Annotated in this window: 21 protein-coding genes and 1 tRNA gene; 7 read left to right on the plus strand and 15 right to left on the minus strand. The window is 69.4% G+C overall.

The features are described from left to right. Positions 1-3: 3 nt before the first annotated feature. Genes O1G22_RS24740 through O1G22_RS24750 form a run of 3 tightly spaced genes read right to left on the minus strand, consistent with a single transcriptional unit; the run spans position 4 to position 1,095 of the window. Positions 4-315, minus strand: coding sequence for a hypothetical protein (locus tag O1G22_RS24740; protein ID WP_270083325.1), 312 nt, complete (start codon positions 313-315; stop codon positions 4-6). Continuing rightward, positions 312-602 (minus strand): hypothetical protein, encoded by a 291-nt coding sequence (locus O1G22_RS24745; protein ID WP_270083326.1) that lies wholly within the window; start codon positions 600-602, stop codon positions 312-314. The genes O1G22_RS24740 and O1G22_RS24745 overlap by 4 nt, the downstream gene beginning before the upstream one ends. Positions 603-633: 31 nt before the next feature. After that, positions 634-1,095, minus strand: coding sequence for a GNAT family N-acetyltransferase (locus O1G22_RS24750; protein WP_270083327.1), 462 nt, complete (start codon positions 1,093-1,095; stop codon positions 634-636). Positions 1,096-1,352: 257 nt separating this feature from the next. On the opposite strand from O1G22_RS24750, the gene O1G22_RS24755 reads away from it, so the two are divergent. Next, entirely contained in the window at positions 1,353-2,120 is a 768-nt protein-coding gene (locus O1G22_RS24755) for a LuxR C-terminal-related transcriptional regulator (RefSeq protein WP_270083328.1), read from the plus strand. Here the strand turns inward: O1G22_RS24755 and tamR are convergent. Further along, complete coding sequence (gene tamR / locus O1G22_RS24760; protein ID WP_270083329.1) at positions 2,079-2,576, minus strand: MarR family transcriptional regulator TamR; 498 nt, start codon at positions 2,574-2,576, stop codon at positions 2,079-2,081. The genes O1G22_RS24755 and tamR overlap by 42 nt on opposite strands. Positions 2,577-2,664: 88 nt before the next feature. On the opposite strand from tamR, the gene O1G22_RS24765 reads away from it, so the two are divergent. The 3 genes from O1G22_RS24765 (at position 2,665) to O1G22_RS24775 (ending at position 4,105) form a co-directional block, all read left to right on the plus strand. Then, positions 2,665-3,489, plus strand: a complete 825-nt coding sequence (locus tag O1G22_RS24765) for a trans-aconitate 2-methyltransferase (protein ID WP_270083330.1) — start codon at positions 2,665-2,667, stop codon at positions 3,487-3,489. 2 nt (positions 3,490-3,491) lie between these two features. Then, positions 3,492-3,854 (plus strand): VOC family protein, encoded by a 363-nt coding sequence (locus tag O1G22_RS24770; RefSeq protein WP_270083331.1) that lies wholly within the window; start codon positions 3,492-3,494, stop codon positions 3,852-3,854. A 77-nt stretch (positions 3,855-3,931) separates the two neighbouring features. Then, positions 3,932-4,105 (plus strand): CsbD family protein, encoded by a 174-nt coding sequence (locus O1G22_RS24775; protein ID WP_225099139.1) that lies wholly within the window; start codon positions 3,932-3,934, stop codon positions 4,103-4,105. Between the two features lie 111 nt (positions 4,106-4,216). Here the strand turns inward: O1G22_RS24775 and O1G22_RS24780 are convergent, their stop codons facing one another. Both O1G22_RS24780 and O1G22_RS24785 read right to left on the minus strand, forming a co-directional pair. Beyond that, positions 4,217-4,894 carry a TetR/AcrR family transcriptional regulator gene (locus O1G22_RS24780; protein WP_208900399.1) on the minus strand — a complete coding sequence of 226 codons (678 nt, stop codon included), beginning with the start codon at positions 4,892-4,894 and terminating at the stop codon, positions 4,217-4,219. After that, a complete protein-coding gene (locus O1G22_RS24785; RefSeq protein WP_270083332.1) occupies positions 4,891-5,898 on the minus strand; it encodes an acyl-CoA desaturase in 1,008 nt (335 codons plus the stop codon). Before O1G22_RS24785 ends, O1G22_RS24780 begins: the two co-directional genes overlap by 4 nt. Before the next feature lie 303 nt (positions 5,899-6,201). On the opposite strand from O1G22_RS24785, the gene ppc reads away from it, so the two are divergent. Beyond that, complete coding sequence (gene ppc, locus O1G22_RS24790; protein WP_270083333.1) at positions 6,202-8,934, plus strand: phosphoenolpyruvate carboxylase; 2,733 nt, start codon at positions 6,202-6,204, stop codon at positions 8,932-8,934. Between the two features lie 63 nt (positions 8,935-8,997). Here the strand turns inward: ppc and O1G22_RS24795 are convergent, their stop codons facing one another. The 7 genes from O1G22_RS24795 to O1G22_RS24825 all read right to left on the minus strand — a co-directional run bounded on the left by O1G22_RS24795 (position 8,998) and on the right by O1G22_RS24825 (position 14,719). Further along, entirely contained in the window at positions 8,998-9,519 is a 522-nt protein-coding gene (locus O1G22_RS24795; RefSeq protein WP_270086526.1) for a hypothetical protein, read from the minus strand. A 52-nt stretch (positions 9,520-9,571) separates the two neighbouring features. Then, positions 9,572-10,177, minus strand: a complete 606-nt coding sequence (gene pth / locus O1G22_RS24800; protein ID WP_270083334.1) for an aminoacyl-tRNA hydrolase — start codon at positions 10,175-10,177, stop codon at positions 9,572-9,574. A gap of 76 nt (positions 10,178-10,253) precedes the next feature. Next, entirely contained in the window at positions 10,254-10,850 is a 597-nt protein-coding gene (locus O1G22_RS24805; protein ID WP_270083335.1) for a 50S ribosomal protein L25/general stress protein Ctc, read from the minus strand. 199 nt (positions 10,851-11,049) lie between these two features. Next, a complete protein-coding gene (locus tag O1G22_RS24810) occupies positions 11,050-12,030 on the minus strand; it encodes a ribose-phosphate diphosphokinase (RefSeq protein ID WP_225099133.1) in 981 nt (326 codons plus the stop codon). 153 nt (positions 12,031-12,183) lie between these two features. Further along, complete coding sequence (gene glmU, locus O1G22_RS24815) at positions 12,184-13,632, minus strand: bifunctional UDP-N-acetylglucosamine diphosphorylase/glucosamine-1-phosphate N-acetyltransferase GlmU (protein WP_270083336.1); 1,449 nt, start codon at positions 13,630-13,632, stop codon at positions 12,184-12,186. A 135-nt stretch (positions 13,633-13,767) separates the two neighbouring features. Continuing rightward, positions 13,768-13,843: transfer RNA gene (locus O1G22_RS24820), tRNA-Gln, on the minus strand. Positions 13,844-13,858: 15 nt separating this feature from the next. Further along, the gene (locus O1G22_RS24825; protein WP_270083337.1) at positions 13,859-14,719 is read right to left on the minus strand and encodes a helix-turn-helix domain-containing protein; all 861 of its coding nucleotides are present in this window, start codon (positions 14,717-14,719) and stop codon (positions 13,859-13,861) included. Positions 14,720-14,885: 166 nt separating this feature from the next. Here O1G22_RS24825 and O1G22_RS24830 point away from each other — a divergent pair, with 166 nt between their 5' ends. Further along, positions 14,886-16,202, plus strand: coding sequence for a sensor histidine kinase (locus tag O1G22_RS24830; protein WP_270083338.1), 1,317 nt, complete (start codon positions 14,886-14,888; stop codon positions 16,200-16,202). 22 nt (positions 16,203-16,224) lie between these two features. Here O1G22_RS24830 and O1G22_RS24835 read toward each other — a convergent pair whose 3' ends face one another. Both O1G22_RS24835 and O1G22_RS24840 read right to left on the minus strand, forming a co-directional pair. Next, positions 16,225-16,719, minus strand: a complete 495-nt coding sequence (locus O1G22_RS24835) for an SUKH-3 domain-containing protein (RefSeq protein ID WP_270083339.1) — start codon at positions 16,717-16,719, stop codon at positions 16,225-16,227. Positions 16,720-16,771: 52 nt separating this feature from the next. Further along, complete coding sequence (locus tag O1G22_RS24840; RefSeq protein WP_270083340.1) at positions 16,772-17,287, minus strand: YwqJ-related putative deaminase; 516 nt, start codon at positions 17,285-17,287, stop codon at positions 16,772-16,774. Between the two features lie 382 nt (positions 17,288-17,669). On the opposite strand from O1G22_RS24840, the gene O1G22_RS24845 reads away from it, so the two are divergent. Next, a complete protein-coding gene (locus O1G22_RS24845) occupies positions 17,670-18,695 on the plus strand; it encodes an SMI1/KNR4 family protein (RefSeq protein WP_270083341.1) in 1,026 nt (341 codons plus the stop codon). The last annotated feature ends 4 nt before the right edge of the window (positions 18,696-18,699 follow it).

Genomic DNA, 18,699 nt, shown 5'->3' on the forward strand with positions numbered 1-18,699 from the left:
GTGTCAGGACCCGGCGCCGCCTGCGAAGCGGACCGGCGACACGAGGGCGATGCGGATCAGGCCGGGTTCCGGTGGCGGGGCGTCGTAGACGTACGTGACCGTGAGAGCCGGACGGCCGGCCGTGGCTTCGAGGCGTGTCGTGTAGAGCTTCATCCCGCCGACGGCGCTGCGTGCCTGACGGCCGAGCGTCGGGCTCTTCTCCAGCTCGGCACGCAGAGCTTCGACGGCTTCGAGAGCCCCGTGTCCGATGGCTCGGCAGCGGGAGAGGGCCTCGTGCGTGATCTCGGCGACGACCGGCTGCCGGGCCTCGGTCAACGCTGGTGTCCTCGGGCGGCCCGGATCTCGGCGGCCGCCGTGGCGACGGCGGCGTCGAAGCCGGGATCCTGCCGGGCGATGATCCGGCCGCGGAACTCTTCGACCAGCCGGACGACGCCGCTGAGATCGGCGGGATCGGCATGGTTGATCTCGCGGGCCAGCTCGGCCTCGAAGTCATCGGCGTCGCCGGGGAAGCCGTAGCCCAGGGTGAGGGCGGCGCGGAGTTCACCGATGGTGCGCATGGCGGGCAGGCGGGGCGTGCCGGAGTCTGCCGGATCTGCGGTCATGGCGGTCAGGGCTCCCTTCGCGGTGTCGGACTCACCGTACCGGTAGCCGCTTCACCAACGTGTACTCCGTGATCCCCGGCGGATAGTCCGGGATCACGCACACCACCTCGTAGCCCTGCTTCTCGTAGAAGCGCGGGGCCTGGAAGTCCCAGGTCTCCAGGCGGGCGGCGGTGCAGGCGCGGTCGGTGCGGGCGAGGTGTTCCGCCTTCGCCAGCAGGTGGGAACCCAGACCCGTGCCGCGGTGGGCGGCGTCGACCCACAGGTAGGTGACGTGCAGCCAGGTCGTCCAGGTGTGGCCGACCAGGCCGCCCGCAAGGCCGCCGGCCTCGTCCAGCGCCCAGACGTGGAGCGGGACCTCGCGCGCGCCGGGTGTGCCGCGCAGGGCCGCCAGCACCGGGGACGCCGCCGTGTTGGTGTCCCGCAGCCGCGAGCGGAGCAGATCACGTCGGCCTTTGTCGACTTCCGTCTCGATACGAAACATGCGGCACACCATAAACGCGCCAGAGCGCCACTTTTGTAAATCTCCTTCCGCTGCGTGCCCGCATCCGTACTCTGAGGAGCAGCACCGGTGGGGGCCGGTGCCGATCAGGGGGCGAGACATGCGGGTACGGCGCCCGCGGTGGGGGTAGCAGTCTCCGCGACGGCGGCGGCCGTGCGGCGCGCGTCCTTCCCGTGGGTGTCGTACCCGTGGGCGTTTCCCAACCTTTTTGGTATCCCCTGCTCCGAACGGAGCCTGGGGAAGGGGGTTTCGTGGTTCGTATCCGAGTCCTGGTCGTGGACGACCACCGCATCTTCGCCGAGTCGCTCGCCGCCGCCCTGGCCGCCGAGCCGGACGTCGACGTCTTCGCCGCCGGCAGCGGTCCCGCCGCGCTGCGCTGCCTGGAGCGCGCCGCCGGGGAGGGCCGCCGCTACGACGTCCTGCTGGTCGACGCCGACCTGGGCGGCACCGTGCCCGGCGGCCGCCCGGCCGTGCCCGTGCAGGAGGGCAACGCGGAGGGGCTCGTCGACGGGATCTCGCTGGTCGCGGGCGTGCGTGCCGCCCAGCCCGGCGTGCGGACGGTCGTACTCGCCGAGAAGGACGACCCCCGGCGGGCGGCGCTCGCGCTGCAGGCCGGGGCCTCGGGATGGGTCGCCAAGGACTGCTCGCTGTCCCGGCTGCTGACGGTGATCCGGGGCGTGCTGCGCGACGAGACCCATCTGCCGCCCGCCCTGCTCACCGGCGTGCTGAAGGAGCTGACGGCCGCGCGCCGGCACCGCACCGAGAGCGAGCGGCTGGTGGAGTCCCTCACCCCGCGCGAGCGGGAGGTGCTGCGCTGCATGGTCGCCGGGCTGGGCCGCAAGGCCGTCGCCGAGCGGCTGTTCCTCTCCCCGCACACCGTGCGCACCCACATGCAGAACGTCCTCGGCAAGCTGGGCGTCCACTCCACGCTGGCCGCCGTGGCGCTCGCCCGGCGCGCGGGCGTCGGCCCGGCCGAGCTAGCCGGGGATGTTGTCGAACGGGGCGGTCAGCTGGCGTAGCAGCCCGGCGAGCTCGGCACGCTGGGCACGCGACAGCTCGCCGAGGATCGCCCGCTCCTGCTCCAGCAGCCCGGCGAGCGCCTGGTCGGCGCGGTCCCGGCCGGTCTCGGTCAGCCGGACCAGCACGCCCCGCCGGTCGCTCGGATCGGGCAGCCGCTCCACCAGGCCCTTCTTGGCCAGCCGGTCGATGCGGTTGGTCATCGTGCCCGACGTGACCAGGGTCTGGGTCAGCAGCTGGCCGGGGGAGAGCTGATATGGCGTGCCCGCGCGCCGCAGCGCGGTCAGCACGTCGAACTCCCAGGGCTCCAGCTGGTGCTCGGAAAAGGCGAGCCGGCGTGCGCGGTCCAGGTGCCGGGCCAGCCTGCTCACCCGGCTGAGCACTTCCAGCGGCTCCACGTCGAGGTCCGGGCGCTCCCGGCGCCACGCTGCGACCAGCCGATCGACCTCGTCCTCCATGGAGATCAGTGTAGTGGTTGTGTCGACGTGAAGTCTCTTGATCTCAAGTCTCTTGACATCGAGATAAATCGGGGAGGACAGTGGAGACATGACGAACGCGAACTCCCACCCCGTCTGGGACCCCGGGCAGTACCTGCGCCACGCCGGTCACCGGGCCCGCCCCTTCGCCGACCTCCTCGCCCGCGTCCCCGCCCTCCCCACGGCGGCACCCCGCATCGCGGACCTCGGCTGCGGTCCCGGCAACGTCACCGTCCTGCTCACCGAACGCTGGCCGGCCGCGCACGTCACCGGCTACGACAACTCCCCCGAGATGCTCGACAAGGCCCACACCGACCACGACGGCCCCACCCCCGGGGGCGGCCGGCTGGACTTCTCCCACGCCGACGCGCGCACCTGGACGCCCGAGCAGCCGTACGACCTGATCGTCTCCAACGCCACCCTCCAGTGGGTGCCGGGCCACGCCGACCGCTTCGCCGACTGGATCGCCGGTCTCAAGCCGGGCGGCGCCCTCGCCTTCCAGGTGCCCGACAACATCGACGCCCCGCTGCACGCCCTGATGCGCGACCTCGCCGGCACGCCCCGCTGGAAGGGCCGGCTCGCCGACGTCCTGCGCCGCACCGACTCCGTGCACACCCCCGGCGCCTATCTGGACCGCCTCGCCCGCCTCGGCTGCGCGGCCGACGTGTGGCAGACGACGTACCACCACGTCCTCCAGGGCGAGGACCCGGTCCTGGACTGGGTGAAGGGCACCGGGCTGCGGCCCGCCCTGACCGCGCTCGCCGACGACCCCGAGGCACGCGACGCGTTCCTCACCGAGTACCGGGACCTGCTGCGGCAGGCCTACCCGAGCGCGCCGTACGGCACGGTCATGCCGTTCCGCCGGCTGTTCGCCGTCGCCGTGAAGGAGGGCTGAGCGTGCTCACCGCGATCGACCATGTGCAGCTGGCCGCCCCACCCGGGTCGGAGGACGCGTTGCGGGCGTACTACGCCGGCGTCCTCGGCATGACCGAGATCCCCAAGCCGCCCGTGCTGGCCGCGCGCGGAGGCTGCTGGTTCCAGGCCGGATCCGTCCAGCTCCACCTGGGCACAGAGGAAGACTTCCGGCCCGCGAAGAAGGCCCACCCCGGGCTCAGGGTGACGGGCATCGAGGCGTTCGCGGCCCGGCTCGAATCCCTCGGTGCCCCGGTGACCTGGGACGACAACCTTCCCGGCCACCGCCGCTGCTACTCCGAGGACCCGGTCGGCAACCGCCTGGAATTCCTGGAGCCGATGGGCTGAGCCGCCGTTTGCCCGGCCCCCGTCATGGTTACCCGTCGCGATGACCCAGAAGTCCCGCCAGGTCAGGAGGACGGACGGTGGCACGAGAACAGAAGGCCAAGGCCAAGAAGGAACAGATCAAGGGAAAGGCCAAGGAGGTCGGCGGGCGCGCCGTGCGCGATCTGCCGATGGAGGCCGAGGGCCGCGCCGAGAAGGCCAAGGGTGACGTCCGTCAGGCGAAGGAGAAGGGCAAGGACGCCTTCAAGCCCTGAGGCAAGCCCTGAGGCAAGCCCTGAGGCAAGCCCTGAGGCAAGCCCTGAGGCAAGCGCTGAGCGAATCGCGCTGAGCCCATCGCAGAGTCAAGCACCGCACCGGTCGGCGGTTCACGCCTTCCGGTGCCCGATCAACCGCGGCTTCTGCTCCAGCCCGTCCAGCCCGTGCCAGGCCAGGTTCACCAGGTGGGCCGCCACCTCCGCCTTCTTCGGGCGGCGCACGTCCAGCCACCACTGGCCGGTCAGGGCGACCATCCCGACCAGGGCCTGGGCATACAGCGGGGCGAGCTTCGGGTCGAAGCCGCGGGACTTGAACTCGCGGCCCAGGATGTCCTCCACCTGCGTGGCGATGTCCGAGATCAGCGAGGCGAAGGAGCCCGTCGACTGCGGGATGGGGGAGTCCCGGACCAGGATCCGGAAACCGTCCGTGTACTCCTCGATGTAGTCCAGCAACGCGAACGCCGCCTGCTCGCACAGCTCGCGCGGGTGCCCGGCGGTCAGCGAGCTGGTCACCATGTCCAGCAGGCGCCGCATCTCCCGGTCCACCACCACCGCGTACAGCCCCTCCTTGCCACCGAAGTGCTCGTACACCACCGGCTTGGACACCCCGGCCTTCGCCGCGATCTCCTCCACCGACGTGCCCTCGAAGCCCTTCGCCGCGAAGAGGGTGCGACCGATCTCCAGCAGCTGCTGGCGGCGCTCGGCGCCGGTCATCCGGGTCCGGCGGGTCCGCCGCTGCTTGTCGTTGCTGGAGGTGCTGCTGGAGTCGGTCGCCACGGCGTCAATCATGCCGCCTTCGCGGGCTCCCTCCGGCGCTGGGAGCCGTCATCACCGGTGTTCCGGCGCGAATCGATACGCGAGCGTGACGGCCAGCGCACGTCGTACGCCCAGCCGAACTTCTCGAAGATCCGGATGAAACGGGCCGAGGAGTCGATCTGGCCGCGCATCACCCCGTGCCGCGCCGAGGTCGGGTCGGCGTGGTGCAGGTTGTGCCACGACTCCCCGCAGGACAGCACCGCCAGCCACCACACGTTGCCCGAACGGTCCCGCGACTTGAACGGCCGCTTGCCCACCGCGTGGCAGATCGAGTTGATCGACCACGTCACATGGTGCAACAGCGCCACCCGGACGAGTGAACCCCAGAAGAACCCGGTGAACGCGCCCCACCAGGACATCGTCGCCAGCCCGCCGATCACCGGAGGCAGGGCCAGGGACACCGCCGTCCACAGCACGAACTGCCGGGAGATCGCCCGGATCGCCGGGTCCTTGATCAGATCCGGCGCGTACTTCTCCTGCGGGGTCTGCTCCTCGTCGAACATCCACCCGATGTGGGCCCACCACAGGCCCTTCATCAGCGCCGGGACACTCTCCCCGAACCGCCACGGAGAGTGCGGGTCGCCCTCCGCGTCGGAGAACTTGTGATGCCTGCGGTGATCGGCCACCCAGCGCACCAGCGGGCCCTCCACGGCCAGCGAACCCATGATCGCCAGCGCGATCCTGAGCGGCCGCTTGGCCTTGAACGAACCGTGCGTGAAGTACCGGTGGAAACCGATCGTGATGCCGTGGCACCCCAGGAAGTAGAAGAAGACCAGCAGGCCCAGATCGAGCCAGCTCACCCCCCAGCCCCAGGCCAGCGGCACGGCCGCCACCAGTGCCAGGAACGGCACGACGATGAACAGGAGCAGGGTGATCTGCTCGATCGAGCGCTTCTGCTCGCCGCCCAGCGTGGCGGAGGGAGTGGGAGTGTCGGTGGCCTTGCCTGCTTCTTCGATCACATCGGAACTCGAAGTCATGCGCGTCCCCTGTGGGGTCGAGGGTCGGGGCGGATTCGCCGGGCCGCCGGGACCGGCGGGAGCGGACGGTACGTCCCTACGGTTCCGTAACCTACGGCGACGTAAGTATGGCAGCGTGTCGCGCCCCGGCAAGAGCCCGACAGCCTGCGCGTCCGAGCGGACACCTATCCTTGGACTCGGTCGGACAGCGCGGTCCGCTGAAGTTTCCTTCCCGGACGCTCCGGCCCGTATGCGGCTCCCGCCGCGCGGCAGACCGCCGGGTTCCCTTCCAGACGAGCTTCAACACTGCAAGGAGCCGCACCTGTGAGCAGTGCCGACGACCAGACCACCACGACCGGCAGCGAGCTGCGCGCCGACATCCGCCGACTGGGTGATCTCCTGGGCGAGACCCTCGTACGGCAGGAAGGCCCCGAGCTCCTCGACCTGGTGGAGAAGGTCCGCCGCCTCACCCGAGAAGACGGCGAGGCCGCCGCCGAACTGCTGCGCGGCACCGAACTGCAGACCGCCGCCAAGCTGGTCCGCGCCTTCTCCACCTACTTCCACCTCGCCAACATCACCGAACAGGTGCACCGCGGCCGCGAACTGCGCGCCCGCCGCGCCGCCGAGGGCGGCCTGCTCGCCCGCACCGCCGACCGGCTCAAGGACGCCGACCCCGAACACCTGCGCCAGACGGTCCAGCACCTCAACGTCCGCCCGGTGTTCACAGCGCACCCCACCGAGGCCGCGCGCCGCTCCGTCCTCAACAAGCTCCGGCGCATCGCAGCCCTCCTGGACACCCCCGTCCTCGACTCCGACCGCCGCCGCCACGACGTCCGCCTCGCCGAGAACATCGACCTCGTCTGGCAGACCGACGAACTGCGCGTCGTACGCCCCGAACCCGCCGACGAGGCCCGCAACGCCATCTACTACCTGGACGAGCTGCACGCCGACGCCGTCGGCGACGTCCTGGAAGACCTCACCGCCGAACTGGAACGCGTCGGCGTCAAGCTCCCCGACGACACCCGGCCCCTCACCTTCGGCACCTGGATCGGCGGCGACCGCGACGGCAACCCCAACGTCACCCCCCAGGTCACCTGGGACGTCCTCATCCTCCAGCACGAACACGGCATCAACGACGCCCTGGAGATGATCGACGAACTGCGCGGCCTGCTCTCCAACTCCATCCGCTACGCCGGCGCCACCCAGGAACTCCTGGACTCCCTCGACGCCGACCTGGAGCGCCTCCCCGAGATCAGCCCCCGCTACAAGCGCCTCAACGCCGAGGAGCCCTACCGGCTCAAGGCCACCTGCATCCGGCAGAAGCTGGAGAACACCAAGCAGCGCCTCGCCAAGGGCACCCCGCACCAGGACGGCCGCGACTACCTCGGCACCGGCGAACTGCTCAGCGACCTCCGACTCATCCAGACCTCACTGCGCGAACACCGCGGCGGACTCCTCGCCGACGGCCGCCTCGGCCGCGTCATCCGCACCCTCGCCGCCTTCGGCCTCCAGCTCGCCACCATGGACGTCCGCGAACACGCCGACGCCCACCACCACGCCCTCGGCCAGCTCTTCGACCGCCTCGGCGAGGAGTCCTGGCGCTACACCGACATGCCCCGCGACTACCGCGCCAAGCTCCTCGCCAAGGAACTGCGCTCTCGCCGCCCCCTCGCCCCCACCCCGGCCCCCGTCGACGCCGCCGGCGCCAAGACCCTCGGCGTCTTCGAAACCGTCAAGCGCGCCCTGGAAGTCTTCGGCCCCGAGGTCATCGAGTCCTACATCATCTCCATGTGCCAGGGCGCCGACGACGTCTTCGCCGCCGCCGTCCTCGCCCGCGAAGCCGGCCTCATCGACCTCCACGCCGGCTGGGCCAAGATCGGCATCGTGCCCCTGCTGGAGACCACGGACGAACTCAAGGCCGCCGACACCATCCTGGAGGACATGCTCTCCGACCCGTCCTACCGGCGCCTGGTCGCACTGCGCGGCGACGTCCAGGAGGTCATGCTCGGCTACTCCGACTCCTCCAAGTTCGGCGGCATCACCACCAGCCAGTGGGAGATCCACCGCGCCCAGCGCCGCCTGCGCGACGTCGCGCATCGGTACGGGGTGCGGCTGAGGCTGTTCCACGGCCGCGGCGGCACCGTCGGCCGCGGCGGCGGCCCCTCCCACGACGCCATCCTCGCCCAGCCCTGGGGCACCCTGGAAGGCGAGATCAAGGTCACCGAACAGGGCGAGGTCATCTCCGACAAGTACCTCATCCCCTCCCTCGCCCGGGAGAACCTCGAACTCACCGTCGCCGCCACCCTCCAGGCCTCCGCCCTGCACACCGCCCCCCGCCAGTCCGACGAAGCCCTGGCCCGCTGGGACGCCGCCATGGACGTCGTCAGCGACGCCGCGCACGCCGCCTACCGCCGCCTGGTCGAGGACCCGGACCTCCCCGCCTACTTCTTCGCCTCCACCCCCGTCGACCAGCTCGCCGACCTCCACCTCGGCTCACGCCCCTCACGGCGCCCCGACTCCGGCGCCGGACTCGACGGCCTGCGCGCCATCCCATGGGTCTTCGGCTGGACCCAGTCCCGGCAGATCGTCCCCGGCTGGTTCGGCGTCGGCTCCGGCCTCAAGGCCCTGCGCGAGGCCGGCCTCGACACCGTGCTCGACGAGATGCACGAACAGTGGCACTTCTTCCAGAACTTCATCTCCAACGTCGAGATGACCCTCGCGAAGACCGACCTGCGCATCGCCCAGCACTACGTCGACACCCTCGTCCCCGACGACCTCAAGCACGTCTTCGACACCATCAGGGCCGAACACGAACTGACCGTCCGCGAAGTCCTGCGGGTCACCGGCGAACAAGAACTCCTGGACGCCCAGCCCGCCCTGCGACAGACCTTCACCATCCGCGACGCCTACCTGGACCCGATCTCCTACCTCCAGGTCACCCTGCTCAAGCGCCAGCGCGACGCGGCCGCCACCGGCGCCGAAGCCGACCCGCTGCTCTCCCGCGCCCTGCTCCTCACCGTCAACGGCGTGGCAGCAGGCCTGCGCAACACCGGCTGACCAGCCACGAAAAAAGGTGCCCCCGAGGTCGCACGACCCCGGGGGCACCCTCACGTCCACACCTCACTGCACCGCCACGAACGCCGCCGTCAGCAACCCCACACCCGACAGCCCCAGCACCCACGCCACCCGCGTCAGCCGCATCCCGCCCGCGACCACCACCGAGGCCAGCAACAGCGCCCCACCGAGCGGCACCCACGCATACAGGATCCCCGCCGGCCCCGACCGCACCGCCTCCGACGTACCCGGCTTCAGGACGACGTCATACGTCTGCCCCTTGCGCACCGCGACAGACTCCGGCAGCTCCACACGCGCGCGTGCCCGCGCCCCCGCCGACACCGGCGTGAACGGCCCCGCACACGTACTCCCCGAACAGCCGGTCACCCGGACCGTACCGGCCTCCCGCCCCTTCGCCAGCATCACGTGCTGCGCCGTCCCCCAGGAACCCCACACCCCGGCGAACAGAATCAACGCGGCGACCGCGCCCATCGCCGCGAGCCGCCCGAAGCGCAACGCGGACACGGACACCTGACGAGCGGAACCCTTACGGGCAGTGCTGGAGGTGGCAGGCATGGCCGGGATCATTGGCCATACCCGCACGGGCGGTCAACCTCACTGTCCGCCGTACAAGCACATGTCAGGAGTTGTACGCGCTCTTTGCCCGCTCCAGCCCCTCCGACACCAGACACTCCACCGAGTCCGCCGCCCGGTCCACGAAGTAATCCAGCTCCTTGCGCTCCGCCGACGAGAAATCCTTCAGCACGAAATCCGCCACCTGCATCCGCCCCGGCGGCCGCCCGATCCCGAACCGCACCCGGTGATAGTCCGCCCCCATCGCCTTCGTCATCGACTTCAGCCCGTTGTGCCCGTTGTCCCCGCCACCCAGCTTCAACCGCAGCACCCCGTAGTCGATGTCCAACTCGTCATGGACCGCGACCACATTCGCCACCGGCACCTTGTAGAAGTCCTTCAGCGCGTTCACCGGACCCCCCGACAGATTCATGAACGACATCGGCTTCACCAACACCACCCGACGGCTCCCCGGCCCCGCCGGACCGATCCGCCCCTCCAACACCTGCGCCTGCGCCTTGCCCGCCCGCTTGAACTTCCCCCCGATCCGCTCCGCGAGCAGGTCCACCACCATGAACCCGACGTTGTGCCGGTTCATGGCGTACTCCGGCCCGGGATTGCCGAGCCCGACGATCAGCCAGGGATCAGTGCTGGCAGGGGTGGTCACGTCCATGTCTCCTTGATACGCGCCAGCCGCCGCTCCCCGGAAGGAAGCAGCGGCTGACCGGATTGCCGACTGACAGCGAGGATCAGGCCTCGGCGGCCTCTTCGCCCTCGGCGGCGGCCTCGCCCTCGGTCTCCTCGGCCTGCGCCTGCAGAACCTGCAGCACGACCGCGTCCTCCTCGACGGCCAGGGTCACGCCGTTCGGCAGCGTGATGTCCTTGGCGTGGACGGACGCACCGGCCGCCAGGCCCTCCACGGAAACCGTCACAGCCTCGGGGATGTGCGTGGCCTCGGCCTCGACCGGCAGCGTGTTCAGGACGTGCTCCAGCAGGTTGCCACCCGGGGCCAGCTCGCCCTCGGTGTGCACCGGAACCTCGACCGTGACCTTCTCGCCCCGCTTGACCAGCAGCAGGTCGACGTGCTCCAGGAAGCCCTTCAGCGGGTCACGCTGCACAGCCTTCGGGATCGCCAGCTCGTTGGTCTTGCCGTCGATGTCCAGGGAGATCAGGACGTTCGGCGTACGCAGCGCCAGCAGCAGGTCATGACCCGGCAGAGTCAGGTGCAGCGGCTCGGAGCCGTGGCCGTACAGAACACCCGGAACCTTGCTGTCACGGCGGATGCGACGGGCCGCACCCTTGCCGAACTCGGTGCGGGTCTCGGCGGTGAGCTTCACCTCGGACATACTGATCACTCCTCGTAGAGGCGGAAACGGACGGGGTCACCCGGCCACGAACGGCCTGCTACGAAGAGCGCGTCGATAACGGACCGCCGTACACACGCGTACGGCCTCCCTCGCCGAGCAACTTCGTCAGTCTACTCGGCAAGGAAGGCCGCACCCAAAAGGATCTTCAGCTAGCCCCGAAGGCCGGCCTGCAGAAACCTCACTGCTCGTCGAAGAGGCTGGTCACAGAACCATCCTCAAAGACCTCACGCACCGCACTCGCAATCGTCGGAGCGATCGACAGCACCTTGATCTTGTCCAGATCCACCGCCAGCTCACCCGGCGTCGGCAGCGTGTTCGTGAACACGAACTCACTCACCCGCGAGTTCTTCAACCGGTCCGCCGCCGGACCCGACAGCACACCGTGCGTGGCCGTGACGATCACGTCCTCGGCGCCATGCGCGAACAGCGCGTCCGCAGCCGCACAGATCGTGCCACCCGTGTCGATCATGTCGTCCACCAGCACACACACGCGACCCTTGACCTCACCCACGACCTCGTGGACGGTCACCTGGTTCGCCACGTCCTTGTCACGCCGCTTGTGCACGATCGCCAACGGCGCACCCAGCCGGTCACACCAACGGTCCGCCACCCGCACCCGGCCCGCGTCCGGCGACACGACCGTCAACTTGTCCCGGTCCACCTTCTCGCCCACATAGTCCGCCAACAGCGGCAACGCGAACAGATGATCCACCGGACCATCGAAGAAGCCCTGGATCTGGTCGGTGTGCAGATCCACGGTCAGGATGCGATCCGCACCCGCCGTCTTCATCAGATCCGCGATCAGACGCGCCGAAATCGGTTCACGACCCCGGTGCTTCTTGTCCTGCCGCGCGTAACCGTAGAACGGCACGATCACCGTGATGGAGCGAGCCGACGCACGCTTCAGCGCGTCCAGCATGATCAACTGCTCCATGATCCACTGGTTGATCGGAGCCGTGTGGCTCTGGATCACGAAACAGTCCGCACCACGCGCCGACTCCTGATACCGAACATAGATCTCGCCATTGGCGAAGTCGAAGGCCTTCGTCGGGACGACCCCGACACCCAGCTGGTGGGCGACCTCCTCGGCAAGCTCGGGGTGGGCGCGGCCGGAGAAGAACATCAACTTCTTCTCGCCGGTCGTCTTGATCCCGGTCACAGCACAGTCTCCTCAGAGGTTGTCTCATCCAGCCGGCTGCTCGTACGGCCTCCCGTCGGGCATGAAAGGCCGAACCAGCTGGTAGGGATGCGGGTGCACGCGTGCGGATGTGCACTTATCACGGTACGCCGTGTTTGGCGCACACGATTCCGGTCAGTCCTCGCTCTCGCCCCGCCGGGACGCCACCTCGGCCGCCTTCGCCGCCGCGCTCCCCGGCCGCTTCCGAGCCACCCAACCCTCGATATTCCGCTGCTGACCACGGGCCACGGCCAGCGAACCGGGCGGCACATCCTTCGTGATCACAGACCCGGCAGCGGTGTAAGCACCGTCCCCGACCGTGACAGGAGCCACAAACATGTTGTCCGAACCCGTCCGGCAATGCGACCCGACCGTGGTGTGGTGCTTGTCCTGACCGTCATAGTTCACGAACACACTGGCCGCACCGATGTTGGTGTACTCACCGATCGTCGCGTCACCGACATACGAGAGATGCGGCACCTTCGTGCCCTCCCCGATCGACGCGTTCTTCGTCTCGACGTACGTACCGATCTTGCCCTTGGCACCGAGCCGGGTACCAGGCCGCAGATAGGCGTACGGCCCGACGGACGCCCCCGGACCGACGTGAGCCGAGTCGGACACCGTGTTGTCCACCCGCGCCCCCGCCTCGACCCGCGTGTCCCTCAGCCGGCTGTTCGGCCCGACCTCGGCACCCTCGCCGATGTGCGTGGCACCGATGAGCTGCGTCCCCGGATGCACGATCGCGTCCCGCTCGAAGGTGACGGTCACATCCACCCAAGTGGTGGCCGGGTCGATGACCGTGACTCCGTCCAGCATCGCCTGAGTGAGGAGCCGGTCGTTGAGAATCCGCCGCGCCTCGGAGAGCTGCACCCGGTTGTTGATCCCGGCGATCTCCCGGTGATCGCCGGCCACGGAGGCACCGACACGATGCCCGGCCTCCCGCAGAATCCCCAGCACGTCAGTCAGGTACTCCTCCCCCTGACTGTTGTCCGTCCGCACCTTCTTCAGCGCGTCCGCCAGCAGCTGCCCGTCGAACGCGAACACCCCGCTGTTGATCTCCCGGATCGACCGCTGCGCGTCGGTGGCGTCCTTGTGCTCGACGATCGCGGTCACGGCACCGGTCACTTCGTCGCGGACGATACGACCGTACCCGGTGGCGTCCGGCACCTCGGCGGTCAGCACGGTCACGGCATTGCCATCGGTGGCGTGGGTCTCGGCGAGCCGCTGCAGAGTGTCGGCGGTGAGCAGGGGCGTGTCCCCGCAGACGACCACGACAGTCCCGTCCACGGCCCCGCCCAGCTCCTCCAGACCCATCCGCACGGCGTGCCCGGTCCCGTTCTGCTCGGCCTGCACGGCGGTGCGTACGCCGGGGTCGATCTCGTTCAGGTGGGCGGCGACCTGCTCGCGCGCGTGTCCTACGACGACCACGAGGTTCTGGGGGTCCAACTCACGGGCGGCGGCCAGCACATGGCCCACGAGGGAACGGCCGCAGATCTGGTGCAGGACCTTCGGTGTGGCCGACTTCATACGGGTGCCCTCACCCGCTGCGAGAACGACGACGGCGGCGGGGCGAATGGCGCTCACGGGGTTGCCCTTCGGCTGGGGGTGAGTGGGGATACAGCCGCAGGATACCGGGGTGTTTCCGGGGGGACATGAGAGCGGGCCCTGGACGGTGAGGTCACGTACCGGTCAGGGCCCGAAATTAGGTCTTGTGTGCCGTGGCTCCCCCGCAAGGATTCGAACCTTGTCCTGCTAGATCCAAAATCTAGTGTGCTGCCTGTTACACCACGGGGGAACGGCGCTTCAGACCTTACCCGAGACGAGCCTCGGCCTGGGCCACGATTCTGGCCCACCAGCCCTCGATGCGGTTGTACAAGTGGGCGCTTCTGGCTACGCCGATGACAAGGCAGCCGTGGTAGTCGTCTCCGGTGTTCTTGCGGACGGTCTTCGGGTTGTGCTTTTTCAACGTCGGCTTGGCGAAGACTGACGGGTCCACGTCGGCGACGGCCGCCCAGAAGCGGTGCGCGGCGTCCACGTCCGCCGACTCGTGGATGAGCAGTCTGAAGTTCAGCCGCTCCCGGTCCACATCCAACAGATCGAGCCAAGCGAGGTACGTCCGGATCACCCCTGGGTCGCTGTTGACGAAGATCGCGCGCTCGCGGCGGTCGTAGGGCTTGCTCTTCGAGCCCTCGGCCCAGTAGAGCGCCACTCCGGCCGCGAAGAGCTCGCGGTCCGTCAGGTCGCCGATGTCCTTGTGGGCTGCCAGCCTCGTCTCTTTGCGCTTCTCGTTCTCGGCCGCGCGGCGCCTTGCCAGGCCTTCTTGCATGAGTGCTCGCTGTTCTTCCGGTGTGTAGCGAGGCTCCGGCCTCGGCAGATCCCGGACCCACAGTGACACCGAACTGCGCGAGCAGCCCAGCTCCGCCTCGATCTGGTCGTAGGTCCAGCCCTGGAGTCGTAGGTCCCGGGCCTTCGCCCGCAGGTCGTCCTTCGCGTTCGGGCGCTTCGTCCACTCCGGTGGCGGTTCCCCCTTCACCAGCTGATTGAGGATGTCGTTGTTGAAGATCTTCAGCTCGTCCCGGATCTGCCGGAGGCTGTAGCCCGCCCGCCGCAAGGCCACCGCCCGCTCCCGCAGCCCCTCGAAGTCGGCATATTTGCCAGGTGCATGTGTCATACGCATACCGTCCGGGCGGAATGATCCATTCCGGGGTCGAACGGGACCGGTTCACCTGTTCGAGGGATATCGGTCCGTTTCGAGGTCGTTCGATCACGGAGTGTGGTGGGTCGCGGGTGGGGAAAGTCGCCGGAAATGGCGGACCGGTCGCCCGTAGGCTGGTTGCATGACCGTGACGGGGGAAGAGACCACCAGGGGCGTGACCGGCCCGTGGTGGTGGGCCAGGTGGCGTAGTGCGGTGCTCGACGGGAGTCTCGCGCTGGTGTCGGCCCTGGAGTGTGGCGCGGAGGGGATTCCGTTCGCGCGGGACGCGGGGATACCGGTGTCCTTGGGGGTCGTGTTCGGGCTGATCGCCGGTTCGGTGCTGTTGGTGCGGCGGAAGTGGCCGATCGCTGTCGTGCTGGTCTCCATTGCGATCACGCCGGCCGAGATGGGTTTCCTGATGGGGATCGTCGGCCTGTACACGCTGGCGTCGTGTGAGCTGCCGCGGCGGGTCATCGGTGCGCTGGCGGGGATGTCGTTGCTGGGCACGATGATCGTGACGTTCGTGCGGGTGCGGCAGAGCATGGCGCGTGGTGATCTGACGCTGGGTGACTGGTTCGTGCCGTTCGCGGCGGTGACGACGTCGTTGGGGCTGACGGCTCCGCCGTTGTTGCTGGGTCTGTATGTGGGGGCGCGGCGGCGGTTGATGGAGAGCTTGCGGGAGCGGGCGGACAGTCTGGAGCGGGAGCTTCAGTTGCTGGCGGAGCGGGCTGAGGAGCGGGCCGAGTGGGCGCGTAATGAGGAGCGGACGCGGATCGCGCGGGAGATGCATGACGTGGTCGCGCATCGGGTGTCGTTGATGGTGGTGCATGCCGCTGCTTTGCAGGCTGTTGCCCGGAAGGATCCGGAGAAGGCGGTGCGGAATGCGGCGTTGGTGGGGGATATGGGGCGGCAGGCGTTGACCGAGTTGCGGGAGATGCTCGGGGTGTTGCGGGCTGGTGAGGATGTGGGTGGTCGGCGGGGTGGGGGGGTGCCGTTGGCGGCGGTGCGGGAGGCGGCTGCTGCGGCGGCGTCCCGGGTGGTGGACGAGGTGGGTTCTGGTGAGGGGCCGTGTCTGTCGGAGTTGGATGAGTTGATCGGGCAGTCGGCGGCGGCGGGGATGGTTGTGGATCTGTCGGTGGTGGGGGAGGTGCGGTCGTATGCGGCGGTGATCGAGCAGACGGCGTATCGGGTGGTGCAGGAGGCGTTGACGAACGTGCACAAGCATGCGGCGGGTGCGAAGACGCATGTGCGGCTTGCGCATCGGGTGTCGGAGATCGCGATGCAGGTGGAGAACGAGGCGCCGCCGGAGCCGGGTTCGGCGGGGGCGGTGGGGTTGCCGTCGGGGGGTAATGGTCTGGTGGGGATGCGGGAGCGGGTGGTGGGGTTGGGTGGGGTGTTTGTGTCGGGGCCGACGGATGCGGGGGGTTTTCGGGTGTCGGCGGTGATTCCGGCGGCGTAGGTCCGGGTTGTTCGGGGGTGGGTCAGCCGGCGGTGAGGCGTACGGGTTCGATGCCGGTGATGAGGGTGGTGAGGGCGTGGTCGATGTCGGGGCCGATGTACCAGTCGCCGGTGTGGTCGAGGGCGTAGATGCGGCCTTCGGTGTCGATGGCGAGGGCGGTGGTGGTGTCGGTCTCGGTGCCGAGGGGGCAGAGTTCGGTGCCGAGGGCGCGGCCGAGGTCGCTGAGGGTGCGGGCGAGGTGGCGGCCGTGGAGGGGGTCGAGGTGGAGGGTGGCGGGGGCGATCTGGCGGCCGGGTCCGCCGGGGGTGATGTGGAGTCCGCCGAATTCGGCCCAGGCTTCGACGGCGGCGGGGAAGACGGTGTGGCGGTGGCCGGCGGGTGAGGTGTGTTCGCGTAGGGCGTCGGCCCAGATCTCGGCCTGCTTTATGTCCCAGCGTCCGGGTTGCCAGCCGGCGGCGCGTAGGGCGGCGTCGACGGGGACGGGGAAGCGTGTGGTGGTGGCGCGGTCGGGGTGCATCTGCCCTTCGTTCGTCGTGCTGGCGTGGTCGTTCTGGGGGTGACGGTGGTGGTCAGCCGTCGGTTGCCGTGGGGTCGACGATGTGGACGCCGAAGTGGGCGCTGAGGGCGGTGCAGGCGCGGCAGGGGGTGGCGAAGCTGCCGTGGAGGGGGTCGCCGTCCTCGCGTATGCGGCGGGCGGTGAGTTTGGCGTGTTTGAGGGCTTTGCGGGCTTCGCCGTTGGTCATGGGTTTGCGGGCGGCGCGTTTGCTGCGGGTGGCGTCGGCGGCGGTGATGTGCCGGGAGATGAGGATGGTTTCGGCGCAGCGGCCGGTGAAGCGGTCGCGTTGGGCGCTGGTGAGGGTGTCGAGGAAGTCTTGGACGAGGTGGTGGAGGGTGGGGGGTGTGTCGCCGCGGGCGGCGGTGCCGGTGAGGGTGGCGCCGCGGACGGAGAGGGCGGCGGCGATGGTGGGCAGGATGCCGTCGCGGCGGTGGCGGAGGGTGGGGGTGGGGGGTGTGTCGGTGCCGCTCCAGTCGATGCGGGGGTCGCCGGAGCGCACGTCGGTACCTCCGTGGTGCAAGGTATTCATGATCGTTTTCCCCTCCCCGGGCGTCCCCCGAAGGACACAGGGTGCCAAATGCCGTGGCTTGTGCGGAAGCTGGGGCGGTGCGACACGCCAGGGTCGGGGCTGGTCGTGACGGTGGGGTGACGGCTGGTCACGGAGGTGGAGGGGGTGGGGTGGTTGTTGGGTGGTGTGGTGGAGGCGGAGGGGGGTTTGCGGGGGGTGTGGCGGTGGCTGGGGGTGGATTTTCCGGGGTTGTGGCGGAAGCGGAGGGGTGGTTTCTCCGGGGATGCGGTGGGCCGGTGACCGGGGTGCGTGTACCGCATAGGCTGTCGGCATCCGCGATCGACACCGCCGCTTAAGGGCCAGCGCTTAAGGGCCAGAGAGAACGCCGCAGGGGGCAACCGTCATGACGACAGGTCGGCTCGGGCAGCAAGCCGCGCCGCCGAACGCGGCCTATGCCGGGCAGGTCGTGCATTTCCCGGATCCGGTCCGGGCGGCGCGTCACCCGAGAGGGGTACGGGTCGACGAGCGGGGTTACCCGGATTTCTCGCCGTACGCGCGCGTGGCGGTGGAGATTGCCGAGCCGCCGGACGGGTTCGGGGTCGACGAGTTGCGGTTGACGGACTTCGTGTCGGCGAATGCGGCTCTGGCGGCGGCGGAGCACGAGTTGTGGGACACGGTGCCGGATGTGGCGACGCCGCATGGCTGGACGTGGCATCACGTGGCGGGCACGCGGCGGTTGGAGTTGGTTCCGGTCGAGGTGAAGGCGTTGTTGCGGCATCACGGGGGGATCGCGACGGCGCCGGTGGATCATGGCAAGCGGGGGACGCGGCCGTTGCAGGAGACGCGGCCGGCGCATTTCGGGCTGCCGAAGTCGGGTGTGGCGGTGACGGAGTCGCAGGTGCAGGGGGTCGAGGAGGATCTCGGCTACCGGCTTCCGGGTGCGTATCGCTCGTTCCTGAAGGCGGCGGGCGGTTGTGCGCCGGTGGGTACGGCGCTGGATGCCGAGCTGGGTCTGCTGGTGGACCAGCCGTTCTTCACGGTGCGGGACGAGGCGGCGGTCAATGACCTGGTGTACGTCAACAAGTGTCTGCGCGACCATCTGACGAAGGACTACCTGGGTGTCGCGTTCGTGCAGGGTGGTCTGCTCGCGGTGAAGGTGAAGGGTGAGCGGCCGGGTTCGGTGTGGTTCTGCGCGTACGACGATGTGCGGGACGTGGATCCGTCGTGGTCGCCTGCGGAGCGGGTGGAGCGTCTGCTGGTGTCGGCGGGTGAGGATTTCGACGCGTTCCTGTCGCGGTTGGCGGGCAGTCCGCCGGAGTTGGAGACGGTGGCGAATCTGATGGTCGACGGTGGCTTCGCCCGTGTCGTGCCGGTGTCGTCCGGTTCGGCGTCGTCCGGTCCGATGTCGTCCGGTCCGGTGGGGGAGTGAGCTT

The organism is Streptomyces camelliae, assembly GCF_027625935.1.
Lineage (GTDB): Bacteria > Actinomycetota > Actinomycetes > Streptomycetales > Streptomycetaceae > Streptomyces > Streptomyces camelliae.

Excerpts from the sequence above, each read along its gene's own strand:
- O1G22_RS24745 (WP_270083326.1), bottom strand. The coding sequence starts at position 602 with ATGACCGCAGATCCGGCAGACTCCGGCACGCCCCGCCTGCCCGCCATG.
- O1G22_RS24750 (WP_270083327.1), bottom strand. The coding sequence starts at position 1,095 with ATGGTGTGCCGCATGTTTCGTATCGAGACGGAAGTCGACAAAGGCCGA.
- tamR (WP_270083329.1), bottom strand. The coding sequence starts at position 2,576 with ATGGAGGACGAGGTCGATCGGCTGGTCGCAGCGTGGCGCCGGGAGCGC.
- O1G22_RS24765 (WP_270083330.1), top strand. The coding sequence starts at position 2,665 with ATGACGAACGCGAACTCCCACCCCGTCTGGGACCCCGGGCAGTACCTG.
- O1G22_RS24780 (WP_208900399.1), bottom strand. The coding sequence starts at position 4,894 with ATGATTGACGCCGTGGCGACCGACTCCAGCAGCACCTCCAGCAACGAC.
- O1G22_RS24785 (WP_270083332.1), bottom strand. The coding sequence starts at position 5,898 with ATGACTTCGAGTTCCGATGTGATCGAAGAAGCAGGCAAGGCCACCGAC.
- O1G22_RS24795 (WP_270086526.1), bottom strand. The coding sequence starts at position 9,519 with ATGATCCCGGCCATGCCTGCCACCTCCAGCACTGCCCGTAAGGGTTCC.
- pth (WP_270083334.1), bottom strand. The coding sequence starts at position 10,177 with ATGGACGTGACCACCCCTGCCAGCACTGATCCCTGGCTGATCGTCGGG.
- O1G22_RS24805 (WP_270083335.1), bottom strand. The coding sequence starts at position 10,850 with ATGTCCGAGGTGAAGCTCACCGCCGAGACCCGCACCGAGTTCGGCAAG.
- O1G22_RS24825 (WP_270083337.1), bottom strand. The coding sequence starts at position 14,719 with ATGACACATGCACCTGGCAAATATGCCGACTTCGAGGGGCTGCGGGAG.
- O1G22_RS24830 (WP_270083338.1), top strand. The coding sequence starts at position 14,886 with ATGACCGTGACGGGGGAAGAGACCACCAGGGGCGTGACCGGCCCGTGG.
- O1G22_RS24835 (WP_270083339.1), bottom strand. The coding sequence starts at position 16,719 with ATGCACCCCGACCGCGCCACCACCACACGCTTCCCCGTCCCCGTCGAC.
- O1G22_RS24840 (WP_270083340.1), bottom strand. The coding sequence starts at position 17,287 with ATGAATACCTTGCACCACGGAGGTACCGACGTGCGCTCCGGCGACCCC.
- O1G22_RS24845 (WP_270083341.1), top strand. The coding sequence starts at position 17,670 with ATGACGACAGGTCGGCTCGGGCAGCAAGCCGCGCCGCCGAACGCGGCC.